Origin of the sequence: Bacillus sp. AP8, assembly GCF_000321185.1 — a bacterium.
In the GTDB taxonomy this organism is placed as follows: domain Bacteria; phylum Bacillota; class Bacilli; order Bacillales; family DSM-1321; genus Bacillus_AD; species Bacillus_AD massilioanorexius.
Genome location: NZ_CAPG01000006.1, coordinates 22450 through 45169, shown reverse-complemented (window position 1 = coordinate 45169; position 22720 = coordinate 22450). Strand labels below are relative to the sequence as shown.

Genomic DNA, 22720 nt, shown 5'->3' with positions numbered 1-22720 from the left:
TATCCATATTCTAGAAACTAAACAAAAAGGTCAACCAATATAACATTGGCTAACCTTATAATACGAACGGGTGCGTTAGCGGAACAAGAGAGACAGTTAAAATGTCTCTCTTGTTTAGTCGTTAGCAACAATATTTTCATACAGCGCCTTTTGAAAACACTTGCTTTGTTCGTTTATTTTACATTTCTTAAAAAGAAAAATCGCTTTTAGAACAATCTCTCAAATTTAGCCTTTTTCACTACATTTTTACTAGGATTCAACATAATTAATATTATATTCTTGAAACCAGATTTCCATTTGTACTAAATGGGCTAATAATTGCGGCCCACTCATCAATTGACCGAACCATGGGGTAGTAAAGGATTTTCCTTCTGAGGCAATTAACTGTTCTAATTGATCTTTTTTAAAAAACTCATGAAGAGCACTCCCTCGATTATCAACAACTATTTTTAATAAACTGGTTACCTTCTCTGTATATATTGGATGATGTGTTTTAGGGTATGGACTTTTCTTTCTATATAGTACCTCATCAGGTAATATGCCTTCCATCGCTTTACGTAATATGCCTTTCTCTCTGTTTCCTGTCATTTTCATTTCCCACGGTATGTTCCAAACATATTCTACTAGTCTATGATCAGCAAATGGTACGCGTACTTCTAAACTAGCAGCCATACTCATACGATCCTTACGCTCTAATAAATTGGTCATAAACCAATGCATATTACTATAAAACAACTGTCTTCTTTGCTTTTCTATATGTGTTTCTCCTTCTAACAGCGGAGTTTCATTTAACGTTTCCTTATAGCGTTCTCGAACATATTCTTCTACTTTTAATTTTTCATTCCAATAATCCTTTAAAAAGAAAGAACGTTCTTTAACGGAACGAATCCAAGGAAAGCTATCCAAATTTAAATCGTTGGAATGAAACCATGGATAACCACCAAAAATCTCATCGGCGCATTCACCAGACAAGCTAACAACAAAATTCTTCTTTATCTCCCTACAAAACCATAAGAGAGACGAATCAATATCCGCCATTCCAGGTAGGTCCTTTGCCAAAACAGCTTGCCGTAAACCATCCACTAATTCTTCTTGTGAAATAATACAACGATGGTGAATGGTTTGATGATCCTGAGATACCATTTCAATCCACGGGCCATCTGCACTCGGTTGAAAGGCATTACTTTTATAATACACATCATTGTCCTCATAATCGATAGAATACGTATGAAGATTAGGCTTTCCTTCTTTTTTATAAGCTAAAGCCGCAATGGCTGTAATCACACTAGAATCAACACCTCCAGAAAGTAACGTACAAAGAGGAACGTCAGAAACTAGTTGTCTTTCAATCGCATCTTTTACAAAAAAACGTACCTTCTCAGCTGTTTCTTCTAGACCATCGTGATGCTTTTCACTTTTAACATCCCAATATCTCCAAATTTTTAACCCTTCTCTTGATAACTTCAGTGCATGTGCCGGGCGCAACTCTTTAATTCCTTTAAATATACCTTTGCCAGGTGTATGAGAAGGACCCAAACCAAACAATTCAGATAAACCCTCTCGGTCAATTTCTGTTTTTACTGTAGGAAATGCTAATATAGCTTTTATTTCTGATGCAAATAATAAACCCTTACCTTCTTCACGATAGTATAAAGGCTTTACCCCTAAGCGATCCCTAGCTAGAAACAATATTTGTTCATTATGGTCCCAAACGGCAAATGCAAAAATGCCATTAAGATAGTCTACAGCCCTTTCTTTCCATTCTATATAAGAAGTAAGTAAAACTTCAGTGTCAGAATGACCTTTAAACGAATATCCTTTTAATAACAGGTCTTTTCTTAAATCTTCTGTATTGTACAGCTCACCATTATAGCAAATGGTAAAACGACCATGAGAGTTCTCTATAGTCATTGGCTGCTTGCCACCCTCTGGATCAACAACTGTTAATCTTTTATGAGCAAAACAAGCATGTAGGTTACTCCACACATCGCTCTCATCTGGTCCTCGAAGACTTAATTTATCTGCCATCGTCACGACAGTTTCTTTTTCATTCATTAAATTACGTGAAAAATCTACCCAACCAGTGATTCCACACATAACAATCACCCTTTCCAAAGTTGTATCTGTTACCTATCACTGGTTCACATATATGTTCACCGATGTTGTGCTGCACGATTTCAGCTAAAATTTTTTCGAGCTTTATATTCTTATTACGTGTAATAGCCTATGCAAAAGGGAAAGATGTGTTAATGTCCCATTTGAAATTTTTTACATTCATTACAATAGAAAATAATCCAATCTTAGCGATTACATTTTCACATTGTAGGCCAACGCTGAAAGCCTTTATCATACTTAAAAACTAAAATAAATAGTTGTTTATCTATGAGAGCATGATATTTTTGCATCCGGAGGGTATAAAATGAATAATCAGCAAAGAACTGAATTAATTAGACACCAATCTAGAGCTTTTACATCAGGTATTGTTGAATATATTAATGATCAATGGGTATTCTTTAATGATGAAAATGATGAAGCATATCCATTAGAAGAGTATGTGAATAGTGAAATAGAAATTTATCGAGGAAATAGGTGGAGAAAAGGATTTTTATCCGACACTGGTACGGTTACAATAAAAAAAGAGTCCATCTTCTTAATCCACCAAGAACCTGTGAGAATTAAAAAAAACTTACAATATGCATTTGAGCGATTATTAGAAGAGCTAAATGATGATTCTTTCTTCCAATTTATTATGACATTAAATTCGCTTTCATTCTCTATTTACGATTGTATTTATGGCTACAATCAGCTTGCCTTTTTACGTGACAAAAAGAATTGTAGCGGCGTCAATTTTTTTACCTTTGACAATGGGATATGTGTTTGTTCTGTTCAACATCATTTTGTATATTCTAAGAAAGAACATGATCGTTTTGAATTTACTCAAAACACAGGAAAACGGATTGTCATTGAAAAATTAAATCCTATTTCCTAATATAAAGGTCCTTTTATTATTGGATTTAACGAGTAGTGTGTATAAATGAAATGACACTCCAGGATGCTCGCATTCCAATGGACGTCCGGTAAGCCTCCCTGTCACAAAGCCCTGTGGAGACTCATCTTGTTCAGCTGCTTCAGTAGGAGTCTCCCACCTTACACACACTTTCAACCAACCATTTTCTTAACTTTGAAAACAAAAAACTTTTAGAAAAAAGACTAAATAAAAGATAAGGCTGTATGAAAAGGGATTTTTATCACTTTTCAGAGGCCTTATCTTTATATTGTCTACTTCTTTACGTTTTGTGCTCTTTGCTTGATATTAAGAGTAATATGGAATTTAAAAAGGTGTCCATCATTTATTTGGACTCCCTTCTCTTTATACGTAGTCGATCATTGTTCATTTACAATCTTTTGATCTAAAAGCCTTCTTTCAAAAGCTTCAATTGTTAGTGGTTTATTAATATAAAATCCTTGAGCATAATGGCAATCCATTTCTTTTAATAATTCAATTTGCTCTTCCGTTTCTACACCTTCTGCTATAACTTTCATTGATAGACCATATCCCATCATAATAATTGCTTTAACGATTGCAATCTCAGACGTGTTTTCCTTTAAGTTATTAATAAAAGAGCGGTCAATTTTCAAATAATCAATGGGCATACTTTTCAAATAGCTTAATGAAGAGTATCCTGTACCAAAATCATCAATAGATACTTTAACACCTAGAAGATGCAATTCATCGATTATTGAAATACTATAACTTAAATCGCTAATCATAACGCTTTCTGTTAATTCTAAGTGTAGATATTTTGCTTCCAATCCTGTTTCATTTAATGCATTTGTTACTTTTTCTAAAAAAGATGGCTGTTGAAATTGATGGGCCGATACGTTTACCGAAATGACTAAATCCCCCAAGCCCTGCTCTTGCCACTCTTTATTTTGCCTACAAGCTGTATATAACACCCATGTACCAATTTCTTCAATAAGCCCCGTTTCTTCTGCTAAGGGGATAAACTCTCCAGGTGAAATTAGCCCTTTGGTTGGATGCTGCCATCGAATTAATGATTCACTTCCGTATACTTCACCAGATTTCAAATCAACTAATGGTTGATAGCATAAATAAAATTCTTGATTATGCATCGCCTTTCGCAGGCTGCTTTCTAGCTCTAATCTTTGTATAGCTTCATTATTCATTTCATTACAAAAGAACTTTATTTGATTTCCTCCCTGAGACTTGGCACGATTCATTGCAAGATCTGCATTTTTTAATAATCTTTCTGAATCTGTTCCATCTTCAGGAAACATAGAAACACCTGAACTTGAAGTGATGTAAAATTCTTGATTTTTGTAAACAAGCGTTTTTTCTAATGTGGATTTTATGTTTGTAACAATCTTCTGAATTTGTTCTACACACACGTTTTTCGTTATGATTAAGGCGAATTTATCACCAGCAAATCTTCCCACATATGTACCTAAAGGAGCGTTATTTTTTATTCTTTTAGCCAGTTCTCTTAAAATTTCATCTCCAGCTTCATGTCCTAAGCTATCATTAATCATTTTAAAACGGTCCACGTCAATAAAAACAACAGCTAATTCTCTTTTTTTCTTGTGTGAACGGCTCAAATGTTCTTTTAATAATTCTGTGAATCTTGATCGATTAGGTAAGCCTGTTTGTGCATCGTAATAAGAAAGTTCGACTAGTTGATCCTCAATTCGTTTTTGATCACTTATATTACGACCTATTCCATAAACAGCCACTACCTCATTATTTATGATAATAGGTATATTCTTAATCTGAAAATATTGTATTTCACCGCTATTCGATTGTATATCAATCTTATACTGCTGATACTTTCCTTTCACAGCTCTCCTGAAATACATTCTTGCTTTCGATATATCTTCTATCTTGAGAATATCTAACACAGACCGCCCCATAATATTTGTTTGAGCATCCGAAGTTAGTTCCATAAAACTTTTATTAACTCTTGTTATCTTTCCTTTAACGTCTGCTAAATAGACGAAATCTGTATTATATTCAAAAAAGGAAGTAAAATACTGATCTGAATTCACCAATTCCTTCTGTAGAAATTTTATTTCCTTGGTCGTTTCCTTCATTAATTGGGACAGAACCATAAAAGCTCTCATTTCAGCGGTCATGTTATAACGTAATGTATTCACTTTACGTTCATGAACAACGGTATTTTCAGACATAGAAATCATTGAAGCTATTTTAAAAGCATTTGGGTAATCTTTGGAAATACTATTAAAAAATAAATTATTAGATAAAAAACCACTGTGATTTGCTATATTAGATAATAATCGTAATTCTTCTTGTGCAAAGCTCTTTAATAAGTGCTTTTTCGAAAGATCTTGATAAATAAATATGGTCTCAATTGGCGTTTTCAACATTTTTTTCATCATCTTCTTAGATTGCTGTATAGATTCATCTAGCTTTACATAAGCAAATGCAAGCGAATCCCCTTCAAAGACTTTTTCACTTAGTTCAACTGCGCCATTTGATAGAAGCTTATGAATGTAAACAATCCGTTCTTTGCCATTTCTAACAATAATCAATGGGAATTCTAAACTGTGATTCTTAATAGATTCAGTGAAATACTTCCCTAAATAGTTCTCGAAAATATGTATAGGTTTTTTATCATTGATAGTATATACAATATTCTTATTTGCACATGTTATAGAAAACATTTTCCCTATTGAAGCCCATTTCTGATCGTCATATGTCGATACGATTAAGTCGTTGTTTGATAATACGGCTGCTACAACACCATCCTCAATCATTTCATTCTCCGTGAAAACCATTGGTTTTTGATTATCAATAGGACTTGCAATACCACCAGTAATAACAATATCGTGCCCATGTTCTACTATCCCATTCATGACCTGCGACAATCTTTGTTCTAAGCCGGCCGACAAAAGAAATATGACCTTAGCATCATTTCTTCCTAAATGGCTAATTAATCTATTTCCTAATTCTTCACTGTTTAAAAAATCTTTACTTCTATAAGCTCTCTGTTTTATTTCCGTATTTTCAAAAATTGTAAAAGATATTACAATTTCCTTCTCGTACATTTGACCATCAGCTAATTCTCCATTAGCCGTACACCCGATTATGACACCAAGAGGAAGATTCTCTTTTAAATTTACTAATAGGGTAGACAATAGCTTCTGATCTCTTATCCCTGAAAAGATTTGAACCAAAAGATTGGGATATTCCGAAAGTTCTTCTCGTACAATAAATTGCTTCAAACTTTCTACATCTGTATAAAGATAATTTAGAGATTTAGCCAATGATTATCACCACTCAAAAAAATTCTACGCTTGTCATCTCTTAAAATATCATAAATAAATTGTAATATGTGAAAAAATAGGAAAAAACCACTAATTTTTTAGTGGTTTTTTCCTGAAAGTTTGTAAAATTGTAATAAAAACATAGGCATTTTTTCATAATGAACACTGGCTAAAACACCATTTCCTATGTAAAAGCCGGCGACACTTAACAATTAGCTTATTTTTCTTTTCTATTAGAACAAGTTCAATCCTAATGGTAATTGAAGTCCCATTGCAACTGTTAAAACAAATACAATAACAAATGCAACTGTTAAACCTTTAACACTTTTACCTTTTTTCATGTTAACTAGTACTAGTTCCATTAAGGCAATCACTACGATTCCTAAAACAGCTTTACCAATATACTCACCATTAATATTGCTTAACTGCATTAATATGAGACCACCAGTCAATATTATTAATAAGTAAACTAGTCTTAATGTCATATGTGTCATTTTATACGCTTTTTGATCGCCTTTTTTCAGTAAATTCGAAGCTACTATTAATAAAATAACAGCTATTACCCAAGTTGTTATATGCATATGAGTCATGAGAAATTCTCCTCTCTACAAATATTCGTCTACATCATAACATAAGCAATATTCTATTCCTATTAATTAGCTTATCACTATCTATATATTGTAAAATATTAGTCTATTTTGTTACAAAGAGTACCGATTTGTTCAATTGTAATTTCAATAACATCGCCTGCTCGCAAAAACTTTGACGGATTGAATCCTTTTCCGACCCCAGCTGGTGTTCCTGTTGCAATAATATCACCTGGCTCTAAAGTCATCCCTTTTGAAATAACTTCTATAATCTCAGGGATTGAAAATATAAATTGTTTTGTGTTCCCATCTTGTCTGAGCTCACCATTTACCACAGTCTTCACCTGTAATTCAACTGGTTCAGAAATCTGTGACTTGTGAACAATATATGGCCCCATTGGGCAGGTTCCATCTAAGCTTTTACCTAAAAAGAATTGCTTATGACGGGCTTGGATATCTCTCGCAGTGACATCATTAATGATTGTATAACCAAATATATATTCATTTGCTTGCTCTTTTTTAATAGCTTTTCCTTTTTTACCAATTACAACGGCTAACTCTCCCTCATAATCCATTTGTTCTGTAATATCAGCATGACTAGGGATTACTGCATTATGACCTATTACAGTTGTTGGTGTCTTTGTAAAAAGCATAACATCATTAGGAATATCCGCTATACTTCCCATCTCAATAGCGTGATCAGCATAGTTTTTTCCTACACAAAATATATTCTTCAATGGTCGAGGGATTGGAGCTTTCCAAATCACCTGTTCTTTATCCAACCAAAAGGATTCTTCAACAGATTCTGATTCTGCCCATTTCTCCACCTCTTTAATACAAGAAATAATTTCTTCTCCACCTTCAATTATTTCTTGCATTGTTTCTGGAAGAGTATGATTATACTTATAAAATACATTAGCGGCTCTTATCACATCTAATAACATTCCATTTTTGGAATTTTCTAAAACAATAATATTTCCATTCTTCCATTCTACAGTTGCAAATTTCATTCTTAATCTTCCTTTCTATTTAGAAGACTGTTTTCGAAAATTCATTGCCTATTAACAAAGAATGAGTATAGGCTGAATTCTGCTCTTTCCAAGGGACGCACGGTGATTCTACACACCACATACTGCCTGTGTGGTCTCACCTTTCGCTCCAATCAACCGTCCTGTTATCCATTGATTTTATTCACCCATTAAACGTATTGATAAGCAACAATCTATTAGAAAACAGCCACTTAGAAAAATAATAAAATCTATCTACTTCTAACTCTTTTAAAAACAGGCTTTTGTCCATATGTACCAAAGCGCCATAAATATTCAATTGGCCCATAATTAAATCGCTTCATCCACCATTTGCTTATGAGTATTTGCATTGCATAAATAACAATGACTAAACAAAACCCTAAAGTGTAAGAAATCTTTCCATAAAGTCCAAAACCATAAGAATAAAAAAGAGTGGTGCATAATAGAGATTGAAATAGATAATTACTAATGGACATTCTACCGACATTAGCAAGCGGCTTCATAAAACGACTAACTCTCTTTCTTTCCAATAATAAGGCTACACTCGTTATATAAAACAAAGCCAATAACGGTCCACCAAATTGATCTTGTGATAGCATGTTCGTATAGCTAAATCCATTTATATAGGGTTGAATTTTTAGAAGCATTCCACCTACAAAACTAATAACCATTAACCACATTAAAAGTTTTTTATATTGTTTAATATTTGTAAGCCATTTTAATTTAGCGAATCCTGCTCCAATCAACATTAAGGGCAATATATTTATTAGTAATAGCCATATAGCAGTTGGATCGTTCGCAAATAACCAATCTGTAGAACGTTGCTTCATTACTTCCATAAAACTGCCCTCACTATACACATGTACAGACTGTATTACAGCTTCTGGATTATATAAGATGCTCATTAATTCTTCCTGGTCCAATAATAGTGAAGACAAAACCAATAAGGTAAACGGAATCACATATAGTAATAGACCTGTTATAATTAGTGTTTTTCCTTTACGTTTATAAAAAAGTAACAACCCTAGTCCAGTAATTGCATATGTAATTAAAATATCCCCATGCCATACAAAAAAAGCATGAATTAATCCAAACAATAATAAGAACCATAATCTTCTTGTGAAATTTAGAGGAAATGATCGATTTTTCAAAGCGGCCCTTTCTGCCATCATCATAGCTCCATAACCAAATAAAAAAGCAAATAATGGATAAAAACTTGCCTGTGCAAAAATATCAACAATCGCATATAAAACAGTGTCACTTGTATTAGTCCAATATGTTTTAGGATTTAAATATAGTATCGGACTAAAAAACGAAGGCATGTTCACTAAGAAAATCCCTAGAATAGCCATTCCTCTTAATATATCTAATGAAACAATTCGGTCATTTTCCTTTATGGGCATCATCGAATTTTTCACTTCTCTCCTCCATTCTACTATTCTTTATCCAATTATAACTCGAAATGTTAGAAAATTAATAATTTTTAACTAGTTATTTTCAGTAAGTATAAAAAAAGAGAGGTTATATCCTGCGATATAAGACACTCTCTTTCCAATAGATATACTATTAGTTTACGAATCTACCTGTTTTACCATGCTCTTCCCAATACGTATTACGCAATTGTACTTTTTGAATTTTTCCAGATGCTGTTTTAGGTAGCTCGTCCACAAATGTTACGCTTGTAATCGCTTTAAAATGTGCTAACGAATTTCTTGAAAATGCAATTAAGTCAGCTTCAGTCACCGTTTGATTTGGTCTCAGTACAACATAAGCATGAGGTGTCTCTCCCCACTTTTCATGAGGAACGGCTATTACAGCTGCTTCTAATACATCAGGGTGATCATATAAATTTCCTTCAACCTCAATGGAAGATATATTTTCTCCTCCTGAAATAATAACGTCCTTTTTACGATCAACGATATCGATATTTCCATACTCATCGACTGTCCCCATATCTCCCGTATGCAACCAGCCATTTTGAATCGTTGCTAAAGTTGCTTCTTCATTTTTCCAGTAGCCTTTCATGACACCATGACTTCTCACTACAACTTCTCCTATTTGTTTACCATCTTTCTCCACTTCTTCACCTTGTTCATTAATGACTCGTACATCACTTCCACACATAGGATGTCCTGCTTTCGCTTTCATTTTATATAGATCACTAATAGGTAAATGTGATAAATGTGAGCGTACCGTTGATGCAAGACTTAATGGAGCTGATTCTGTCATTCCATACACTTGAATAAATTCCCAACCAAGTTCCCTCTCTACTCTTGTCACAAATGCAGGCGGTGGTGCTGAACCGGCTAAGACAACACGTATGTCTTGTTCAATAACTGGAATTTCAGCTTCATAGTATTGTAATAAACCATTTAATACAGTCGGTGCCATATGCATAATAGATACTTTATGCTTTGCAATCATTTTAAATATTGCTTCAGGTGTTGCTTTCTTCAAGAAAATCTGAGTGGCTCCATTTAACGTGTAATAAAACGGTGCTCCCCACCCATTAACATGGAACATTGGTAAAATATGAAGATATGTATCTCTATCGCTCACTCTTAAATGATGCATTGTACTAAAAGCATGCAAATAATTATTACGATGCGTTAGCATAACTCCTTTTGGATTTCCTGTTGTACCACTCGTATATAATAATGAACAAACATCATTTTCATCAACTTCTGCCCGATTAAAGCTTTCACCAGTTAAGCCTTCAATCCATTGATCGTAATCAAGCTCATTTGTTTCAGTATCTTTATAATGCACAACAATATGCTCAATCGTTTCTAACTTATCTTTTATCGGTACTATTAATGGATATAAATCTTGATCAACTAATAACACTTTTGATTCACTGTGATTAAGAATAAACAAATAATCATCCGGCTTTAAACGAGTATTTAATGGCACCATTATTGCTCCTAGCTGAAATACCCCATAAAATCCTTCTAACATTTCAATAGTATTCGGTGCTAAATAAGCAACTCGATCCCCTTTTTCAACACCTAACTGCTTTAAACCATGTGATAACTTGTTAATACGGTTATTCAGTTCATTATAAGTAAAGGCTCTGTCTTCTGAATAAATGGCTACTTTTTCCCCAAAAAGTTTAACCGCTCTGTCCAAAAAGTCTGTTACAACTAATGGTACAATCATAAATCCCCCACCCTTCGAATGTAAAAAAATACTATATAAGTAATATTTTAGCATATTATTCAAATATTTAACAATGTAAAGTTTTACTCAATTAAAAGGACCAACCACTAGTAAAATGAAGATTTATAGGCTAATAACGCACAATCCCATTGATCTTTCATAACATAATAGAAATTAGTTTAAGTAAGGTGGATGTCATGCCAGCAATCGTAGGTGCCATACAAGTTGTAAATATTAGTGGTAGCGGTGTTTTTCACGTTGGTGATGTATTTAAAATTTCCCCAATCTCAACTTCGAAAACTTTTGCCGGAGCAGGCTCATTTAATACGGGTGAAAATCTATCTGTATATAATGGCAATAGTCACTTAATTGTTTATGACAATGATGGAACAGATCAACCAATTTTATTTAATGTATAATATTTCAAATGAAGGAGGAAGACAATGAATTTCTATGTAAACCAAAGTGTTCACATTCAATGTATTAAAATTACCAGTATTAGCAACTCTTCTGTCTTCCAAATTGGAAGTGCCGGTATTATTAAATCTCTGTCAACACTAGCTAATACAGGAGAATATACTGAAATTGCTCCTAAACCTATAGGTGGGCCGCTAGTAGTTCAATCAAAAACTTCTTAATATATCTATAGGCATTCACCTAAATCGACTTGTAACATAAACTATTTATTATCCTACTTTGAACGAAGGTGAATGTATTATGAATAATGACTTTTACACATATGCTATGGAGATGAAAAAATATCTTGAAAACCAAGAAAGAAGAATTGCAGCACTTGAAGCTGAACTCATTGCTATAAATAATAAACTGAAAGAGTTTGAAGCCAAAGCTCCTGTGAATATTGAAAAAATAGAGTATAAATTTGATCAGTTAAAAATAGAAAAGTTAGATGGGACTTTAAATATCGGTCTAAATCCTGCCGAAGTTCAGGAGCTCGGTGATTTTACAGTTTCAGACCAACCTTACCCAATACCTTTTACCACACAAACAAGAACTAAGTTATCTAAAGAAATTTCAGAAGATGTTATCAAATTTATCGATCAAAATTTAGCAGACATTATATCTCGAGTTGAAAGTGAAATGGGTGTTAAATTCGAAGGACAATACGACGAATTTATAAAAGAGGATTTATACAAACAACTTCATAATCGGATTCAATACTATTTCAAACAATTCCCTTACAATGAATCACTCGAAAGACATGATGCTTATAAAGAACGAATCGCAGAACAAATCAAAACTGACATTGAGCAGGCCATTCGATCCTTTTTATCCAATCTAAATCAAAATACGGAAGGAATGTAATTATGAATTATCATGTAACAAATGAAAATCTTTGTGTTGGGAAGATTGACATACTTAGTATTTCCAGTTCATCGCTTCTATTAGTTGGTGATTCACAAACCATTCAACTAGCTTCTTCTTTTGATACGCCACCAGAATCGCTTATTCTAGGACCACTAGTACCACTTGCTCCAAAAGGATAATAAGTTATGTTATCTCGGACGTCACAAGTAAATTTTATCGAAGTAACCAGTATCCTTTTTTCATCCAATTTGCAAATTGGCGATACAAAATATATTAATGGGCAAACGATTATTTTAGCAGAACAGCATGAAGCACACATTTTCACTCAAAAGAAAGAACAGGAAATAACAGATCTTGCCAATTTTTCTCCTATTCCCCCTTTTCCAACTATATTTGAAAATTTTACAACTACTACTTTTAATAAAAAGAATAAAATTTTTGTCGATTGGATTGATATTGGCGTTGTCTCTGCAGCATCTATTCTAGCCGTCGGAAACAGTGACCATGTAAGAATGATTTCACAGGTAGATAATATACGACATTTGGATTTGTCATCTCATGAAAGTAACAAAAAAATTTAAACAGAGATTATAAATATCGAACAAATTTTAAGATAACTATGAAAGGAGAATGAAAGCATGCCTGCAATTGTAGGACCCATTCAAGTGGGAAGCATTACCGGTGGTTCCATTCAATTTGGTGATGCCTTAGTTTATTCTCCTAAGTCATCTAGTAAACAAGTAACGGGATCAGGAACAACAAATACAGGCTTATTTATTATTACGAATAACGGAATAAGTGTGAACAATACACTTGATACCAATTTAATTGACCAACCTATTGTGGGGAATAATTAAAAAGTATAGAAATAGCTTGTCATACTAGCCTATTTATAAAATACAAAAGGGGCCATCTAAAAAGAGATTTTTCATCCCTTTTTAGATGACCCCTATGAACTTTACATTATCTAGTATTTTAACAATGCTTTTTTCAAACGTATACTTACTTCTAAAAAAAGCTGCTACGACCTTTGTAAGCCCTTTTCTATGTCCATCAAAAATTTGATGTAAAACCAGTTCCTCTTTTAGGACTCTTACATCTCCATTAGATGTCCACCGTCATCAAAGAAGTATAGATATTTTTCCTTTAATTCTACTTTTAGAATACTTTCTACAGCTTTTGTATAGAGATTTATTTGCACTTTATAACGATTTTTTAGAATAGGTTGTGCTTCTTGATAACCATTTGTAAAGCGTTCTGTAATACGATCTGTTTTGTAATCAAGCAAAACGAATCCTTGCTCATCTTCGAATAAACAGTCAATAACCCCTTGTACCAAAACGGTTTCTTCTGGGCCATTCCAATCACTATATGCTTCACTTGCTGGTATAGCCATACTGAATGGAACCTCTCGATGTAAAGTATGAGCTTTTTGCATTCTTTGAGCTATATCACTCTCAAAGAAGCGGAGAATTTCATCGTTATTAATAGCTTCAAGCTGCGTTACAGTAAGAAATTCTTTTTGAACTAAATCAAGCTTCAAACCTTCTAATACTTCCACCGTAACTGGTTTTCTCACATCAATTTGCTGCATCACTAAGTGTGTAATCGTTCCTTTTTCAGCTGATGATATGGACTCTTCCTGCATAAAGGCTGGACGACTATAGATTTTTTTCCTTTGAGGGATTAACTGTAAAGAATTCTCTCTCTCACTGATTTCGACTTGTCGTTTTAATTCTGTTACCGTTTGTTTTGATAAATGAGTGGTTGCAGCATGGTGATTATATGTCCAATTCAACTGTAGCTTTATTTGCTCTGAATAGGATGACTCTACATCAATTGGATCTAATGCTTTAATGGATTCAATAATACTTTGATCTATTTGTTCCTCGACATTTACTTCTTGTTGTAACTCAGAAGTATCTATGATATTCATTTTCCAACACGATGAATGGGAAGTAATATCTGTTGAATGATTTGAACCCATTGCAAATATTTCTTTCATTTGCTCATGACGAACTAAAGCAGGACCAATCCAATCACTATAGCTTTTAGCATTTGCTCGGATATAATCTTTTAACAACCAATCCTCATACCCCTGTACATTTTTCCATTTTTCAATGGATTTTTCTGCATCCTTTAATGTACCAATCAAAATGAGCTTTTCTTTTGCTCTTGTGAGTGCTACATATAAGACCCTCATTTCCTCTGCAATCATTTCAAGTTGTTTCTTCTTTTTAAAGGCAATTTGAGGTAGTGATGGGTAGGTTATACGTAGCTCTGGATTCGTATATTTACAAGCAAAACCATATTCCTTATCGAGTAAATAATTTTTCTTTAAATCCATCATGTTAAACTGCCTTGAAAGACCTGCAATAAATACAACTGGAAATTCCAAACCTTTACTTGAGTGAATCGTCATAATTCTAACAACGTCTTCTTGCTCACTCAACGCTCTAGCTGCTCCAAGATCATCTCCGCGATCCTGCATTCTTTCAATAAATCGTAGGAAGCGAAATAGGCCTCTGAAGGAGCTATCTTCGTATTGACGAGCTCGATCGAATAATGCTCTTAAATTTGCTTGACGCTGCTTACCTCCAGGCATTCCACCAACATAATCATAAAACTTCGTGTCTCGATACAATTGCCAAATTAAATCCGACAGTGACTTTTGCCTAGAAAGTTCTCGCCAGTTTTCTAATGATTGAACAAATTGATCTAGCTTGTGATAGTATAAGCGATTGTCTTCCGTCTCTCCTTCTTCCCAATAGCTTTGTAAAGCTTCAAAGAAAGAGACTGAAGAATGACTAATACGGATTTGCGCTAATTGTTCCTCATTAAGCCCGACAATTGGTGATCGTAGTACAGAGGCTAGAGGAATATCTTGTAATGGGTTATCAATGACCTTTAATAAATTCATCATAATAGCTACCTCTGTAGCTTCAAAATAACCAGAAGACAGATTTCCATAAACAGGAATACCTTGCTGTTTGAATTCCTCCATAATTTCTGGTGTCCATGTCATAGAGCGCATCAGAATGACGATATCCCGATAAGTAATCGCACGCTTTACACCTGTTTTTAAATCAGTAATAACCTTTTTACTAGAAATCATTTCTTTTATTGATTTAGCTAATAACCTTGCTTCAAGTTGAACTTTTTCAAGATCTTCCCCCTCAAAAGAATCTCCTTCATCTTCAAGATTTGCAGCAAAATCATTACTTTGATCAATAAATTGAACTTCAATTGGATAGCTTTCCTCTTCAGGATAAGGAGCTCCTTTTTTTAATTCAGCATCCTCATCATATTCAATTTCACCAACATTTACCCCCATTATTTGCTTAAATATATAGTTGGTTCCATCTAATACTTCTTTTCTACTACGAAAATTTTGGTTTAAATCGATTCTTAAGCCGCCCTTTTCACCATCATGTCTAAATCGAACATACTTTCCAAGAAATAAATTTGGTTCAGCCAGTCGGAAGCGATAGATGGATTGTTTTACGTCACCAACCATAAACATATTGCCATCAGCTTCACTATCATAGCTAATTAGTTTCAAGATCGTTTCTTGTACTAAATTCGTATCCTGATATTCATCAACTAAAACCTCTTGGAATTGATTACGATATTTATCAGCTACTAAAGACGGACGTATCGTGCCATCCTCTTCTTTTATCGTTAAAATATCTAAACAATAATGCTCTAAATCCGAAAAATCTACAATTCCTTTTTCTTTCTTTTCTACAGCGTATTTCTCTCTAAATTGTTTAACTAACTGTACAAGCATTTCAACATATTCTTTGATTTCAACCATATCTTTCAAATAGCTAGCTGGTTTTCTTGCAAAAAGTTCTTCCTGTAACCCTTGTACAATCTTTTTTGCTGAATCTCTGAGCTTCTTGCAACGTTTGTCTAACTCTTCATCTACATCTTTACTCGCTTTTTTTAATGTTGAAAACTTCACAGAGTTCATAGCTTCATACATTGTTTCCCACGTCTCAGAACTTGCTGCTTCTAGTTTTTCAATTAAAGCTAAATCTAAAAGAAATGTTTCTGCTCTAGTTGCTGGACCACCAGGAGCTTTTGTTAATTGTAAAGCTTCACCTATAAAATCTTTTGCTTGTGAAAGCTGTAATTCAATATAAAATTTCAATTCTTTTACAAATAATAAAGAATCAATAGTGGTATCCTCATTGATATCATACATAGAAATCATTTCGTCTAGCCATTGCTCAGGATATGGATGCGAACTAGAAAAGCTATATAAAGCTCGTACAATATTTTGTAATTCAATATCATTACGATCACTACTAAATGCATCTACTAGTCGAAAGAATCCTTCATTCTCTTCAATGGCATACTGCTCCTCCAAAAGCTCATCTAACATTTCATCCTTTAATAATTCAGCTTCTGTTGAATCTGCAATACGAAAACCAGGATCGATATCAATTTCATAATAATATTTTCGAATCACTTCTAAGCAAAAAGAATGTAGTGTGCTAATTGAAGCACGATTAATGAGACTTAACTGTCGTCTTAAATGCTGAGATGTCGGATTTTCCTTAATTGCTTTTTCTAGTGCATCTGCTATTCGATGTCGCATTTCTGCAGCAGAAGCATTGGTAAAAGTAACGACCAATAACTCATCCACATTCGTTTGCTCTGATAGGAGCTTATAAATAATTCGATTAACTAATACGGCTGTCTTACCAGAACCAGCGGCAGCGGCTACTAGAATATCTTGATTACTAGCCCAAATAGCTTTCCATTGATCACTCGTCCATGTTAAATCAGCTGGCATTTGCGGTATAGTTGTTTTACTCATAACACTCCTCTTTTCCAATAATACTACTCATTACTTCATTAGCTTTCTTAGGCTGTAATACACGATACTGATTCTCCTCCAATGCACTATCAAACATACAGACACTTTTGTATGAACAGAACGTACAAGGTATACGATCTTTTAATTTATATGGATTTATAATAGTGTGTCCATCCATTATTTCATTTCCTGCTTTTTCGTAGATTGTATGAACATGAGTCCTCAATAACTTGAAGTCTTCTTCACTTGCCACCTTAGATGTTTTACCAATGTTACCATTTTTCAAGAATGAAGCAGAAATAATATCAGATTTACTACTTTCCCCAATAATTAAATGATCATCCATAAGCTGAAGGACATCTTGATTTTCTAACAGTAAGCCTTTCATCTTAAATTGCTTAAAAATTTCTTTTTCAATCTTATCAAAATCCATCATTTCATTCGCCTTAATAATCGGATTATGAACATGGAAATAAAGCATCCCTGCCGGATGTGCATTTGTCCCTACTAATTGACTAGCATAAGATACTATAACATCAAGGTACGTTAACATTTGTAGAGCTAATCCATAATACACTTCATCTAAATTCACGTCTTTTGTGCTAGATTTATAATCAATAATTCTTACAAACACTTCCTTACCATGCACCGCTTTATCTACGCGGTCAATTCTACCAACCAGCTCCATTTTCACGCCATTAGCCAATGTAAAAGTGAGAGGAGGTAGCCCGCCTTCATCACCAAATCCGAATCCAAGCTCTAATTTAATAGGAGCAAAACCACTATGTTTCGCTTGTTCACTTAATACCATTGATGCTCTACTAATAACATTTTCTAACTTTCTTTTTATATAATGATGACGATTTGTGCTTAATAAAATTTGATTTTGTAGTCTTGGTGCTAGTTGTTCAACAGCAATATTAGCTAATCTCTGACATTCTGCCTTTGTTAAAGCAGACCAAGATATATTTTGCTGCTGAAGTTTATCTGAAATAATCTTTAAAGCACCATGAAACAGCTCTCCGATATCTGGGGCTTCCAGACGATAAATCTGTCGCTCTTTTAGCTTAAGACCGTGTGATGCAAAATGAGAAAAAGCACAGCTATTATACTTTTCCATTCTAGATACGCTTGCTTTCATATGTGTCCCATACAATTGTTTAGATGTATCACTAGATAGTTTTCGAGCGATATTCTCATAGAATATACTGCTTAAGACATGTTGTACCTGATATTTTTTTGAATCTAATAAATCGTTGTATAAACTGAACCAAATATTATCAACGTGATATCCTCTTTTTTTCATCTGTAACATTGATGTTAAATAAGAAAGTGCCACATCTTTATTTACCATATACAGCAGTTGCTCTTCTTCCGTTTCTACACTAGGTTCATTTAGTGCATATTTTTCATTTACATTTGCTATCACTTCTCTAATACGCTTTATATAAGGAGATGGTAATAAAGAACCACCTTCTTCATCTCCTAATGGATAGCTAACATAAAGCTTTTCTGAAGCAGTTGTAAATGCTTTATAAGCGACAAATTCTTCATCAAGTAAACGAACGGTTGAATTAGGTGCTACCTCCATCCCTAACTTATTTAAGGTTTGACGATCAGAATCTGATAATATCCCCTCTTCATTAGCCTTCATTGGTAGTACACCTTCATTTAATCCAATGACAAATGCTGCTTTAATATCGGTTAAACGAGACAAATCAAGGTTAGCCACTAATACCTGGTCAATTGCAGGAGGCACTTGAGAGAAGTTCATTGCTTGTAAACCTGAATCAATAATTGTCGCAAATTGTTTAGTAGTTAATGTCGTACCGCCCATGGTTTCTACAAATTGATCTAATAAATCAACAACTGACTTCCAAGCTTGATCGTGATGTCTAGAAGTCAAAACATCTCCTTTTTCTTCCGCCTTTATTTGTAGCTGTTCAAGTTTTTCAGGAGCTGCAATTTCCTCTAAATATAAGAAAATGGCTTTACAATAATCTAACCCTGTTTTAGCCTTTTGGCAGCGTTTATTCAAACGATTGAGAGGCTCAGAAAACAATACCTTCAAATCATTTAATTCATTCTCAATGGCCTTTTCTTGATCTGTTTGTCCTTTTTCTTCTAATTCAAGTCCTCTAAATCTTCTATATTTCCAACGATCTTTTTTCGTCCATGCATCCCCTTTAATACCACGGGATAAAACATAATTCTCAAGCTGATCTACCTGTACACGTAAAGCTGTTTTATTTGCTCCTAAAGGATATAATAATTCTGTTTTAATCGCTCGAAATACAGGCTCGTAACGCCAATTTGTATGAATAATTTCTAAACTAGAACGAATCAACTCTATAAGAGGATGATGTAGCATCGTTTCTTTGCCATCAATAAAGTTAGGTATTTGATAATCTTGAAAAATGGTAACGATTAAATCATGATAAGCTTGGCCATTTCGAACAAGAAGTGCAATATCTTTCCATCTACATTCTTTCGTTCTAACTAAATAGGCTATCTCACGTGCAACCGCTTCTATTTCAGAGCGTCGATTTGATGCAGTAATAACCGTTACATCACTATCACCTTTATATTCAATTGCTGGTCTAATATTAAAATTATTTTCCAAATGAGCCAGACTCGTATTATCTTGAAACCTCCAAACTTCCTTTAAAATAATATCCTCATTAATCTCGATCTGAGATTGGATAGCTAATTGGTATATAGTATGATATAGCCTTGCTGACATACCGAACAAATAAAATTCATGAGGTGGTCCTTGGCGGAACGATTGATCTAAAGTCAAAGATATCGTCACTTTTTTACAATTTTGTAATAACTCTTGAACAACTAATAATTCTTGTGGTGTTAAGCTAAAAAAACCATCTATATAAATTTCAGCTTCCTTAAGATAAGAAGAGTCCGAGATTTTTTCTGCTAAAAGAGTCAAATAATCTTCTGAATCGATGTACTTTCCGAATAGAGCTCTTTCGAATTCAGAGTAAATGATTTCTAAATCATGTAGCTTATCTTTAAAACTATGCTCATCTTCTTGAGTTATTTTTTCATGAATTGTTTCCTTCAATTGCTCAGGTGATATACAAAATCGTTTGAACTCGATTAACATCTCTTCCATACTACTCACAAATCCTGTTTTGCTTGCAGAACGTTGGAACAACTTTAATTCATCTTTCTTTTCTTCTATGATTTTCGTAATCATCATATTAATACCAGTACTAGTCAGATGAGTCCTACTCATTCCACCTGTCTCTTGTAAAACTCTCCATGCTAATCGTGTAAAACTAAAAACTTGTGCAGAAATCATTCCTTGAAGTTCTTCATCACTTGCAATTTTATATTCTGAAAGAAAGGTCATTTGGTCTGGAACTAAATAAATAATAGGGTTTCTTCCTGGATTTTCAATTAATTTACTTTTAATTTCATTCATAATCCAAGATGTCTTACCCGTACCAGCACGACCCATAATAAATTGTAATGACACAATTACAGCTCCCTCTACCCATTTATTGTCTTTAGATGTTATCTTATTTCTTGAAACGCCTTTTCATTCGAGTTACTTATGATATACAGACGATCAAGTGTTATATATTATTATTTGTAAACACGCATTCCTGTTCACAATCTTTGTTACTTAATAACAAAAGTATAAGTATCAATTAGAATCCCCTTCACGATGATCTCTTTCTACGAAACTGTCTGTGAACCTCCACGACGTAAGCACCTGTGGAGTCCTCTCACAAGAGTTTCTCCCTTACGCTTCAATCAAATCCCTCTTAAAAAGATCTTGTTCAGCTAACTTATTTAAAACACCTTTTATAAATTGGTCTAGCTAAATAACCATTCCTCTCTTACATAAAGTAACGAGGTAAACAGATCGAATCTAATCGCCCGTTAACCTCGTTATAGTTCTATATAAAATTCATCTAAGGGCCAATAGCGTACGTTTACTTTTCCCACAACTTGATCCATTGAAACAAATCCAAAATGTCTACTATCGAAACTACCTAAACGATTATCTCCCATAACGAATAAACAATTATCCGGAACCCGATCTTTGCCAGTAATTTCTTTCAAACTAAAATCTCCCGTTTCTTTTTGTCCTAATAAAAGATGATGCTTTTTTGGTAAAAATGGTTCCTCAATCTTTTTGCCGTTCACTATTAGTTGATCATCCTCATATTGAATAGAATCCCCTGGAAGTCCAATTACTCTCTTTACGAAATCTTCATCACTTGAGTGATGAAAGACAATCACATCAAAACGAGAGAAACTACTGAACTCATAGCTTAATTTATTTACAATCAATTTATCTCCATCTTGAAGTGTAGGTTGCATAGATATACCATCTACATCATAACTCGAAAAAATAAAAGTTCGAATAAATAAAATAAGAATGATGCCCAATACTCCAGCCTTCAGCCATTCAGCGAGTATGTTTTTCTTACTTTCAGACACTCTATTCCTCCACGCTTTCCTTTTCTCTCTGTCTTTTTTTCACTTTAGATTCAATGTCTCTATTTAAGCTTACTTCTATTCTTCTTCCAACATACCAAAGAATAAAAATAACAACTAACACAATAGCTGTTCTCATTGGCTTCGTAAGTAGTGCTTGTAAGTCATGTCCAACAAAGCTTATAGTGAAAATCATAACTAATTTACCTGCGAGCACTGCAAATGTATATTGCACGCGACTAATTCGAGACAAACCAGCTACTATATTAACTACTGCAGAAGGAGTAAATGGAAAGCAAAGCATAATAAACATCGGTCCAAACCCATGAACATCTAACCATTTCGTTAATTTCGTTACTTGCTTATTTCGTTTTATAAAAGAAAGGATTTTCGTATGGCCATACTTTCTAACGACCAGAAACACCATGATAGCCCCCAATGACGACCCAATCCATGTTAAAAGAAAACCAATCCATAAACCGAAAGCATTTGTATTAGCTATTACAAAAACAAACAATGGTAGAAAAGGTAAAAAAGCTTCAACAAAAGGAAGTAAAATACCTGGAATTGGTCCAAAAGCTTTATAACTCTCAATTAGTTTTAAAATATTATCTTGTGTGATTAATTCTTTCAAACTATCTAGATCCATAAGAAGCTCCTTAATATCAGCTGAATTTCCTTCTAAGTCGATTGGTACGAATATCCTATAAAACCTACTTAAATAGCCATACATAAATCCTACAACTAAAAAGTATTTCTATCTTTAATAATACATAAATTATTTTATAAAAAGAAGAAACATTTATATAGAAACTAAAACTTCTTTCATGTAGATGTAGTATTCTTGCTTACGTTCTAATCAATCACCGTTTTCTGTGAATCTCTAATAAAAATAATGAGCAGAAATCCATAAGAATCCTGAAAGTGAAGTAAGAAAGACTAGACCTCAAAGAATAGGCGACTTAGCTATACCCTTCCAAATGGATTAGAGCCATTATTAACAATAAAACCTATCCTTTTTA

At 33.7% G+C, this 22720-nt stretch carries 17 protein-coding genes; 7 read left to right on the top strand and 10 right to left on the bottom strand.

The features are described 5' to 3' along the window. Window positions 1-249 precede the first annotated feature (249 nt). The gene (asnB, locus tag BN349_RS01135) at window positions 250-2097 is read right to left on the bottom strand and encodes an asparagine synthase (glutamine-hydrolyzing) (RefSeq protein ID WP_019240429.1); all 1848 of its coding nucleotides are present in this window, start codon (window positions 2095-2097) and stop codon (window positions 250-252) included. 322 nt (window positions 2098-2419) lie between these two features. Here asnB and BN349_RS01130 point away from each other — a divergent pair, with 322 nt between their 5' ends. Then, window positions 2420-2989 carry a DUF2777 domain-containing protein gene (locus BN349_RS01130; protein ID WP_019240428.1) on the top strand — a complete coding sequence of 190 codons (570 nt, stop codon included), beginning with the start codon at window positions 2420-2422 and terminating at the stop codon, window positions 2987-2989. A 395-nt stretch (window positions 2990-3384) separates the two neighbouring features. Here BN349_RS01130 and BN349_RS01125 read toward each other — a convergent pair whose 3' ends face one another. The 5 genes from BN349_RS01125 to BN349_RS01105 form a co-directional block, all read right to left on the bottom strand. Beyond that, entirely contained in the window at window positions 3385-6303 is a 2919-nt protein-coding gene (locus BN349_RS01125) for an EAL domain-containing protein (RefSeq protein ID WP_019240427.1), read from the bottom strand. 233 nt (window positions 6304-6536) lie between these two features. Continuing rightward, a complete protein-coding gene (locus BN349_RS01120; RefSeq protein WP_019240426.1) occupies window positions 6537-6893 on the bottom strand; it encodes a YisL family protein in 357 nt (118 codons plus the stop codon). A gap of 98 nt (window positions 6894-6991) precedes the next feature. Beyond that, the gene (locus BN349_RS01115; protein ID WP_019240425.1) at window positions 6992-7900 is read right to left on the bottom strand and encodes a fumarylacetoacetate hydrolase family protein; all 909 of its coding nucleotides are present in this window, start codon (window positions 7898-7900) and stop codon (window positions 6992-6994) included. 248 nt (window positions 7901-8148) lie between these two features. Beyond that, window positions 8149-9336: a DUF418 domain-containing protein gene (locus tag BN349_RS01110; RefSeq protein ID WP_019240424.1), complete on the bottom strand. Its 1188-nt coding sequence runs from the start codon at window positions 9334-9336 to the stop codon at window positions 8149-8151. A 148-nt stretch (window positions 9337-9484) separates the two neighbouring features. Beyond that, window positions 9485-11077 carry a long-chain-fatty-acid--CoA ligase gene (locus BN349_RS01105; RefSeq protein WP_019240423.1) on the bottom strand — a complete coding sequence of 531 codons (1593 nt, stop codon included), beginning with the start codon at window positions 11075-11077 and terminating at the stop codon, window positions 9485-9487. 197 nt (window positions 11078-11274) lie between these two features. Here BN349_RS01105 and BN349_RS01100 point away from each other — a divergent pair, with 197 nt between their 5' ends. The 6 genes from BN349_RS01100 (at window position 11275) to BN349_RS01075 (ending at window position 13260) form a co-directional block, all read left to right on the top strand. After that, window positions 11275-11496 (top strand): spore germination protein, encoded by a 222-nt coding sequence (locus tag BN349_RS01100; RefSeq protein WP_019240422.1) that lies wholly within the window; start codon window positions 11275-11277, stop codon window positions 11494-11496. 24 nt (window positions 11497-11520) lie between these two features. Next, window positions 11521-11715 carry a spore germination protein GerPB gene (locus BN349_RS01095; RefSeq protein WP_019240421.1) on the top strand — a complete coding sequence of 65 codons (195 nt, stop codon included), beginning with the start codon at window positions 11521-11523 and terminating at the stop codon, window positions 11713-11715. A 79-nt stretch (window positions 11716-11794) separates the two neighbouring features. After that, window positions 11795-12400: a spore germination protein GerPC gene (gerPC, locus tag BN349_RS01090; protein WP_019240420.1), complete on the top strand. Its 606-nt coding sequence runs from the start codon at window positions 11795-11797 to the stop codon at window positions 12398-12400. Window positions 12401-12402: 2 nt separating this feature from the next. Next, window positions 12403-12582, top strand: coding sequence for a hypothetical protein (locus BN349_RS01085; RefSeq protein ID WP_019240419.1), 180 nt, complete (start codon window positions 12403-12405; stop codon window positions 12580-12582). Between the two features lie 6 nt (window positions 12583-12588). After that, complete coding sequence (locus BN349_RS01080) at window positions 12589-12984, top strand: spore germination protein GerPE (RefSeq protein ID WP_019240418.1); 396 nt, start codon at window positions 12589-12591, stop codon at window positions 12982-12984. A gap of 57 nt (window positions 12985-13041) precedes the next feature. Continuing rightward, window positions 13042-13260, top strand: coding sequence for a spore germination protein (locus tag BN349_RS01075; protein ID WP_019240417.1), 219 nt, complete (start codon window positions 13042-13044; stop codon window positions 13258-13260). Between the two features lie 236 nt (window positions 13261-13496). Here BN349_RS01075 and addA read toward each other — a convergent pair whose 3' ends face one another. The 4 genes from addA to BN349_RS01055 all read right to left on the bottom strand — a co-directional run bounded on the left by addA (window position 13497) and on the right by BN349_RS01055 (window position 22347). Continuing rightward, on the bottom strand, window positions 13497-17231 hold the full coding sequence (gene addA, locus BN349_RS01070) for a helicase-exonuclease AddAB subunit AddA (protein ID WP_019240416.1): 3735 nt from the start codon (window positions 17229-17231) through the stop codon (window positions 13497-13499). After that, window positions 17224-20727 (bottom strand): helicase-exonuclease AddAB subunit AddB, encoded by a 3504-nt coding sequence (addB, locus tag BN349_RS01065; RefSeq protein ID WP_019240415.1) that lies wholly within the window; start codon window positions 20725-20727, stop codon window positions 17224-17226. Before addB ends, addA begins: the two co-directional genes overlap by 8 nt. A gap of 419 nt (window positions 20728-21146) precedes the next feature. Then, complete coding sequence (gene lepB / locus BN349_RS01060; RefSeq protein WP_019240414.1) at window positions 21147-21701, bottom strand: signal peptidase I; 555 nt, start codon at window positions 21699-21701, stop codon at window positions 21147-21149. A gap of 1 nt (window position 21702) precedes the next feature. Next, window positions 21703-22347, bottom strand: a complete 645-nt coding sequence (locus BN349_RS01055) for a TVP38/TMEM64 family protein (protein WP_019240413.1) — start codon at window positions 22345-22347, stop codon at window positions 21703-21705. Window positions 22348-22720: the final 373 nt, after the last annotated feature.